Here is a 7,225-nt window from a genome sequence, read left to right as displayed (position 1 = left end):
AGGAGGAGGTAATAGTTAGCCGAGAAAAAGTACAAGAATTTAAAACTTGGATAGGATAATTTATAGATAACGTTTTAAATTAACTAAATGCTATTAAAAAATTGATTAATAACACTTTAAGTGTTTGGTATAGATTTTATTGATAGCGTTTTTTAACCTTGAAAAATCTAAATTTTAGATTTCTGACTTTCTAAAATCAAATAGAACTGAACACCAAAAAGTAAAGAAGCAACAACTAAATGTATGGGTTGCGAAGTGTAAGGAAAATCGAAATAATACATTGCCATTCCAGATAAAATTTCAATCGAAATTAAAACCATAACCCAATTTATTTTCTGAAAACCCAATTGTAATTTTCTATTTCGTAAGAATAAAAATACATTCAGAGCCAATATTAAAACCGAAAAAGTACGATGAACATAGAAAGAAATTGTTGGATTTTCTAACACCAATTGCATCTGATTGTAACCTAAAATTTTCACTTGTTCATCTACATATTGTCTAACTTGAGTGCCAAGAATTATTTGAATTAATGTTAGAAATAAAGTCAACAATAAGATACCTTTAAATTTTTTATCGATTTTAAAATTAGATATTTTTCCATTTGCTTTTTTAATAATGTAAAGTAAAACTGCTACGATAAGTAAAGCAACAACCATGTGAATTGTTATTTTTACAGGATTTAAAACCGAGTAAACAACTCTTGCACCAAGCCAACCTTGAAAGCCCATCATAAAAACCGAAAGCCAAGAAAAAAGTGTGATTTTTTTGTTTTGTTTCCAAAAACCAAACGATAAAACGGCCATAACAAGAACGGCAATTCCTGCCAAAGCACCAGCGAGTCTATTAAGATATTCAATCCATGTTTCGACCGCATTAAATATAGCATAATCATGTTTTGTGTACAAACGCCATTGTTTCGGGTCGAAAGTAGTTCCTGTCGTAAAATGTGAAGTTGCAACCAATAATTTTTCATCTTTAATGACAACTTGACCTTCGTCAAAAACACGATTTGGCGCCCAAGTAAGTTCCTTAATATCGGTTGGTGGAATATAATATCCGAAACATTTTGGCCAATCTGGACAACCCATTCCGGAGCCAGTCATTCTCACTAAAGCACCTGCAATGATTACTAAATAAACGAGTATTAATGCTATTTTTGCCGATTTTAGGAAATACTTATTCATGAATGTTTTTTGTTTATTTTTTTTTCAAACCTAATTTTTCAGCCCTTTTTAAAACATATTCGTAAGCAGCATCGTAATCATTGGGAATTTCTCCTTCTAGAATGGCTTCTTTTACAGCTTCTTTTAGAACACCAATTTCTCTTCCAGGTTTCAAATTAAAGATTTCCATAATTTGTTCACCCGTAATAGGCGGTTGAAAGTTTCGCACAGAATCACGTTCTTCAACTTCAATGATTTTCTGACGTACAATTTCGAAATTTTTATGGTATTTTTTAAACTTATTTGGGTTTTTGGTTGTAATATCTGCTTCGCATAAAGTCATTAAATTTTCTACATCTTCACCAGCATCAAAAACCAAACGACGCACTGCCGAGTCGGTTACAATATCTTCCGACAAAACAATAGGACGTGAACTCATCATGACCATTTTTTGCACAAATTTCATCTTATGATTTAATGGCATGTGCAAACGTTCGAATATTTTTTTTGCCATTTTACCACCCAAAAACTCATGTCCGTGAAAAGTCCAACCTTGTTTTTTGTTGAAACGTTTGGTTGGTGCTTTGCCAATATCATGTAATAATGCCGACCAACGCAACCAAACATCATCAGTATTCGAGCAAATATTATCAACGACTTCTAAGGTGTGGTAAAAATTGTTTTTGTGTGTGTGACCTTCTATTTCTTCCACTTGATTTAAAGCGGTTAATTCAGGAAGAATGATGTCTAATAATCCAGTTTTGAAAAGCAATAAAAATCCTATAGAAGGCTTTTCTGAGGATAGAATTTTGTTTAATTCATCGACAATTCGTTCTCCGGAAATAATATTAATTCTATCTGCATTTTTAGTAATAGAATTTAAAGAATTTTCTTCAATGGTGAAACCCAATTGTGTTGCAAATCGAATACCACGAAGCATTCGTAAAGGATCATCGGAATAAGTAATATCAGGATCTAATGGTGTTTTTATGATTTTATTTTCTAAATCAGTCAAGCCATCAAAAGGATCTAATAATTCGCCATAATCTGCTGAATTCAAAGAAATTGCCAAAGCATTTATTGTAAAATCACGACGATTTTGGTCATCTTCAAGCGTTCCGTTTTCTACAACTGGATTACGACTTTCTAGATTATAAGATTCTTTTCTTGCGCCAACAAACTCAATTTCTGTATCTTCAAAACGAAGCATTGCTGTTCCGTAGGTCTTAAAAACCTGTACTTTTGGTTTGTTTGGTAATAATTCTGAAACTTTCAACGCCAACTCAATTCCTGAGCCAACTGCAACAATATCAATGTCTTTTTTGAATTCTCGTTTTAAAATTAAATCACGTACAAAACCACCAATTACATAACTATCTACATTAAGTTCTTGGGAAGCTTTTGAAATGATTTCAAAAATTTTATTGTTTAGCGCTTCTTTATATGAAGTGTTTTTTGTCATTCTAAATTTAATCTGCTGTAAAAAAACTATTTACGAATTACTTTTACTTGAGAATCACTTGTCAATTTTATAATGGTTGATGGTTTTCCTGCAATTTTTTCGTGATGCAAATTTACAACATAGTCTACACCTTTTATAATTTCTGGACTAATATCTTTAAACGCAATAGGTGTAGGTTGTCCAGAAATATTTGCTGAAGTTGAAACTAAAGGTTTTTTCATTCGCTCTAATAATTTGAAGCAAAACGGTTCTTTTACGATTCTAATTCCTAGGGTTTTATCTGGTGCGATTAGGTTTGGTGCTATATTTCTTGGATTATCAAGAATTATTGTAGTTGGTTTTTCTGATATATCCATGATTTGCCAAGCCACTTCAGGAATGTCTTTAAAAACGTTGTACATCATTTTTTCGCCATTCATAAGGCAAATCATGCTTTGTGTTTCGGCTCGTTGTTTGAGTTTGTATATTTTGGCAACAGCATCAGGATTTGTGGCATCGCAACCTATTCCCCAAACGGTATCAGTAGGATATAGTATTATTCCTCCTTCTTTAATGATTTCGTAGGCGTTGTGTATTTCGGTGTTGATGTCTGGAGTCATAGTTAAAAATTTAATGGGGGTAATTGTTTTTTTATAATCGCCGGAACTCCTGCAACCATACAGTTGTCGGGTACATCTTTAGTAACTACAGCACCTGCAGCAACTATAACATTTGAACCTATTGTAATTTTTGGAAGAATAGTTGCGTTGGAACCAATAGCGGTAAAATCACCAATTGTACAATTGCCTAAAATTCTTGCTGCTGGAGATACTTCCACAAAGTTACCTATTATTGAATCATGATGAATGCTTGCGTGGGTATTAATCAGTGTTCCATCTCCAATTGTCACATCCGAACTAATAAAAGTAAAACACATTATATTTAGTGCTTTACCCAAGTTACAACTTTTACTTATAAATGAGTTTTGAGCTATGGCAGAAATTGGATTTCCATTTAACTTTAAAAATTCATTATATAAATTGTATCTGTGTTTCGGATTCCCCAAGCCTAAGGTGAAATCAGGGATTTTTGTTAGTATTTCTTTAGCCGAAGAGATATCGGTTATTATTTTCATTCCAAATAATTCTTTGGAAATATCATTAGTGACATTGTCAAAAAAATAAATATCGCCTATTTTTAAAATATCGAAAACTTCTTTTGCATGTCCTTTAGCTCCAATTATAATCATAAATTAGTATTAATGATATGTGCAATTTTCTCCAAATCAGTGATTGATAAACCTACGTAAAGCGGTAAACATAAAATTCTCGCTGCTATCGACTCTGAAACTGGCATTTTTTCTCCATTAATGTAATTAATCGTGTTTAATGAAGGATAGAAATAACGTCTTGGAATGATTTTTTCTTTGAGTAATTCGCTTTGAACTTTAAGCAGAATTTCTTCGGAATTAAAAATTACAGGAAAATAACTATAATTCCATTCCGTATTTTCACGAATTTTAAGTGCTTTTAAGTTTGAAAAATCTAAACTATCATTATAAAAATCAACTACTTTCTTGCGTTCAGAAAAGATAGAAGAAATGTTGTCAAAAACCGCTAATCCCATAGCGGATTGCAGTTCAGATATTTTGGCATTAATGCCCAATCCATGAAAATCTAATGGGCCATTATGTCCAAAATTATGACTGTAAAATAATTTATGATACACATCCTTATCGTTGCAAAACATAGCACCGCCTTCTCCAGTGTGGAAAATTTTTGTGGCATGAAAACTGCAGGTACTAACATCACCATAATTAAAAACAGATTGATCATTATAATTTACACCGAAGCAATGTGCTGCATCGTAAATGACTTTCAAATTGTGTTTTTTGGCAATTGCTTCAATTTTAGTTACGTGACAAGGATTTCCGAAAACGTGTGTCGCTAATATTGCTGTTGTTTTTGGGGTGATTGCTACTTCAATTTTAGTTTCATCAATTGTTAAATATTCGGGATGAATATCAACGAAAACAGGTTTGCAATTTTCCCATAAAATTGCTGCCGAAGTAGCAACATAAGAAAAAGGAGTGGTAATTATTTCTCCACCATTACCAAATAATTTTAAAGCGATTTGTAATGGAATCGTCCCATTATTTGTTATAATAATATGAGGAACATCAAGATGTGTCTTTAATTTTTCTTCTAATTCGAGTGTAAGTTCACCACGATTAGTTAGCCACTCTTTGTCCCAAGCACGTTTTAAATAAGAATTGTATTCTTCAATGGAAGGTAAAAAAGTTTTAGTTACGGTTATCAAAGCAATATTTTTTTAAAATGATCTATTCTTGGTGTTATTTGTTTTTCAAAACTATACAAATGTAGCATTTTATTTCGACCATTTTCTGCAATTTTTTTAAGCAAATCCCTGTCGTGGTGCAAATTCATGATTTTTGTAATGATTTCATCAATGTCAGTATTTATTTTAATAAAATCCTGACCATCTTTGAGTTCTAAATGTTCACTTTCGTTAAAATAATCGGTCATAAAATTCACATTTCCGAAGAGAGAAGCCGTCACGCATGTCGCTAGTGGAAAACCATCAAAAGCATTCTTACTGAGTATAAAAGGTTGGTTTGCCGAGATTAAAATATGTGTTTCTTTCAGAATACTTTCAAATTCAAACTCGTCTAAAATTCCTTTAAATACAATAATGTCTTCCAGTTTTTTATCGGTTAAATCATTTTTACAAAATCCGCCAATAACAATAAATTCAAATTGCTCTTCTTTATCCATCAAAGCCAAAGCGATCTTCTGAAAGACATCAAATCCTTTGTCACTTCCGTCTGAAGTATACTTGTTTGCGAAAAATAAAATAGCTGTTTTTTCGGTATTTTTCTTATATTCAAAATTTTGAATTTCAGGTGTATTCAGATTAAGAGGTACGCCAGAAATTAAATTGATATGGTTTGGATCGCAAAGTTGTTTTTCAACAAGGTATTTTTTGGTACAATTCTGATTTACAATCACGCCTCTGAATTGCTTTGAATCAAAATAACGTTTTAAATTTTCATCAACAGCGGCATCATCAAACCCAAAGCCGCCACCGGGATATAAGGTGAATGTAAATGGGTTTTTATTTCTGTTTAAAACTTCAAAATGTTTTTTTACATTGTTGTAAAACAGCATGTAAGTGATTTCGCTGTTAAGATTACTGCTAAATTTTAGTTTACCTATTTTGTTATGAAGCGACGGATAATTTTGGGTAAGCACTTTTAAATTTTCATCAAAACTTTTATCCTGACAGTAGTTTTGAAAAGTGGTGCTATCGGTTAGTATTTTAGTACTAAAGACTTTACTCAATTCCGAATATTCATAGCTTCTCCATGGAGAAAGTGTAGAGGGTATGATATCATCAAGTATTATAATTCCCTTGCTATTTCCTCTTTTGAAATACTTAAATTTGTTAATTAGTTTCTTTTTCAATGTCTGAATTATATTAATTATTCCTTTTTCCTTTAAAAAAATTTCTAATCATTATTTTTATTTTTTTAGTAGCGCTTATTTTTTTCGGTTGTATGTTTGTAATTTGTTTTTTCAAGATTTTTCTAATTTCTAGAGAGAAATTAGGTTTGATGTTTTCTATAAAATCTACCCAGATTTTAATACGGTCTTCCTGCTGTTTTGATGACCAATACGAAGTATCATGAACTCTATAAACCGCCATTTTATCATTCATGCAGTAAATATCTCCATAACGGCTGTTTAACATGTGTAAAAAGTAGTCGCCAATGGGAGATTTGTAAAAATAATCAGGAAATTTTTCAAACAGATTGTTTCTGAAAACTGCAGAACAGGTATGAATATAATTACCTTTTGCTAAATCATATATTGTTGTTGTTTCAGGCACTTCAAGTGTAATAGAGTCTTCTTCAATTATGCCTTCTTTTTCTACATTTACTTTGTGAAAACAAATGACATATTCTTTGTTCTGTTCTAAAAAATCAACTTGTTTTTGCAGTTTAAACTCGTCTGTCCAATAATCATCGCCTTCACACATTGCGATATATTTTCCTGAACAGTTTTTTAATGCATTGGCAAAATTAGGCATCATACCTATATTTACGTTATTATGTAAATACTTTATTTTTGAGCCGTTGGGATGTGACTGTATGCATTCTTCAACAATAGAATTGGTTTGATCTGGCGAATTATCATTGGCAATAACCAATTCAAAATTGAATGTAGCTTTTTGAATTAATACACTGTTTATAGCCTGTTTCAGATATTTCTCATGATTATAAGTAATCATACAAATGCTAACGGTCATATTTTTTAATTTAATAACTTTTCAGTTGTCTTTTATTTAAAATTTTATCACTAATATTTAAGAAAAAGGATAAAATTGGATATTGCTTTTTCATTTGCATTTTTGTTTCTATAAATAAACGCTCAATTGCGACAAGATTTTCTTTAAGAAACCCGGTATGTTTTGTATTGCATTTTACTAAATTGTCATTTTTTATGTAAGATATAATATACTTCTTTATTTTTATTTTATAATTAGTAAAAGATGTGTTTTTATTATTGATATCAAAAATTTCGGTAAATTTTAATTT

The 7,225-nt window shown here is 31.1% G+C and carries 7 protein-coding genes and 1 pseudogene; all 8 read right to left on the bottom strand.

Features of this window, described 5'->3' with window-relative positions; all coding sequences use genetic code 11:
* Nucleotides 1–167 precede the first annotated feature (167 nt).
* Nucleotides 168–1,187 carry a heme A synthase gene (locus ACH2BG_RS08015; protein WP_395047182.1) on the bottom strand — a complete coding sequence of 340 codons (1,020 nt, stop codon included), beginning with the start codon at nucleotides 1,185–1,187 and terminating at the stop codon, nucleotides 168–170.
* Nucleotides 1,188–1,200: 13 nt separating this feature from the next.
* Nucleotides 1,201–2,628, bottom strand: a complete 1,428-nt coding sequence (locus ACH2BG_RS08010; RefSeq protein WP_395047181.1) for a CCA tRNA nucleotidyltransferase — start codon at nucleotides 2,626–2,628, stop codon at nucleotides 1,201–1,203.
* Between the two features lie 26 nt (nucleotides 2,629–2,654).
* Nucleotides 2,655–3,227, bottom strand: coding sequence for an L-threonylcarbamoyladenylate synthase (locus ACH2BG_RS08005; RefSeq protein WP_395047180.1), 573 nt, complete (start codon nucleotides 3,225–3,227; stop codon nucleotides 2,655–2,657).
* A gap of 2 nt (nucleotides 3,228–3,229) precedes the next feature.
* Nucleotides 3,230–3,856, bottom strand: coding sequence for an acetyltransferase (locus tag ACH2BG_RS08000; RefSeq protein ID WP_395047179.1), 627 nt, complete (start codon nucleotides 3,854–3,856; stop codon nucleotides 3,230–3,232).
* A complete protein-coding gene (locus tag ACH2BG_RS07995) occupies nucleotides 3,853–4,926 on the bottom strand; it encodes a DegT/DnrJ/EryC1/StrS family aminotransferase (RefSeq protein ID WP_395047178.1) in 1,074 nt (357 codons plus the stop codon). The genes ACH2BG_RS08000 and ACH2BG_RS07995 overlap by 4 nt, the downstream gene beginning before the upstream one ends.
* Nucleotides 4,923–6,092, bottom strand: coding sequence for a hypothetical protein (locus ACH2BG_RS07990; RefSeq protein WP_395047177.1), 1,170 nt, complete (start codon nucleotides 6,090–6,092; stop codon nucleotides 4,923–4,925). Before ACH2BG_RS07990 ends, ACH2BG_RS07995 begins: the two co-directional genes overlap by 4 nt.
* 13 nt (nucleotides 6,093–6,105) lie before the next feature.
* Nucleotides 6,106–6,936 carry a glycosyltransferase family 2 protein gene (locus ACH2BG_RS07985; protein WP_395047176.1) on the bottom strand — a complete coding sequence of 277 codons (831 nt, stop codon included), beginning with the start codon at nucleotides 6,934–6,936 and terminating at the stop codon, nucleotides 6,106–6,108.
* A 10-nt stretch (nucleotides 6,937–6,946) separates the two neighbouring features.
* Nucleotides 6,947–7,225, bottom strand: a pseudogene (locus ACH2BG_RS07980) (glycosyltransferase family 2 protein); the annotation flags it as partial.

Origin of the sequence: Flavobacterium sp. (assembly GCF_043779715.1) — a bacterium.
GTDB lineage: Bacteria > Bacteroidota > Bacteroidia > Flavobacteriales > Flavobacteriaceae > Flavobacterium.
The sequence above is the reverse complement of the archived record's forward strand: the minus strand, read 5'-3'. Positions and strand labels throughout refer to the sequence as shown.

Bases quoted from the DNA above. Each gene is read 5' to 3' on its own strand.
- ACH2BG_RS08005 (WP_395047180.1), bottom strand. From the start codon at position 3,227: ATGACTCCAGACATCAACACCGAAATACACAACGCCTACGAAATCATT.
- ACH2BG_RS07985 (WP_395047176.1), bottom strand. From the start codon at position 6,936: ATGACCGTTAGCATTTGTATGATTACTTATAATCATGAGAAATATCTG.
- ACH2BG_RS08000 (WP_395047179.1), bottom strand. From the start codon at position 3,856: ATGATTATAATTGGAGCTAAAGGACATGCAAAAGAAGTTTTCGATATT.
- ACH2BG_RS08010 (WP_395047181.1), bottom strand. From the start codon at position 2,628: ATGACAAAAAACACTTCATATAAAGAAGCGCTAAACAATAAAATTTTT.
- ACH2BG_RS08015 (WP_395047182.1), bottom strand. From the start codon at position 1,187: ATGAATAAGTATTTCCTAAAATCGGCAAAAATAGCATTAATACTCGTT.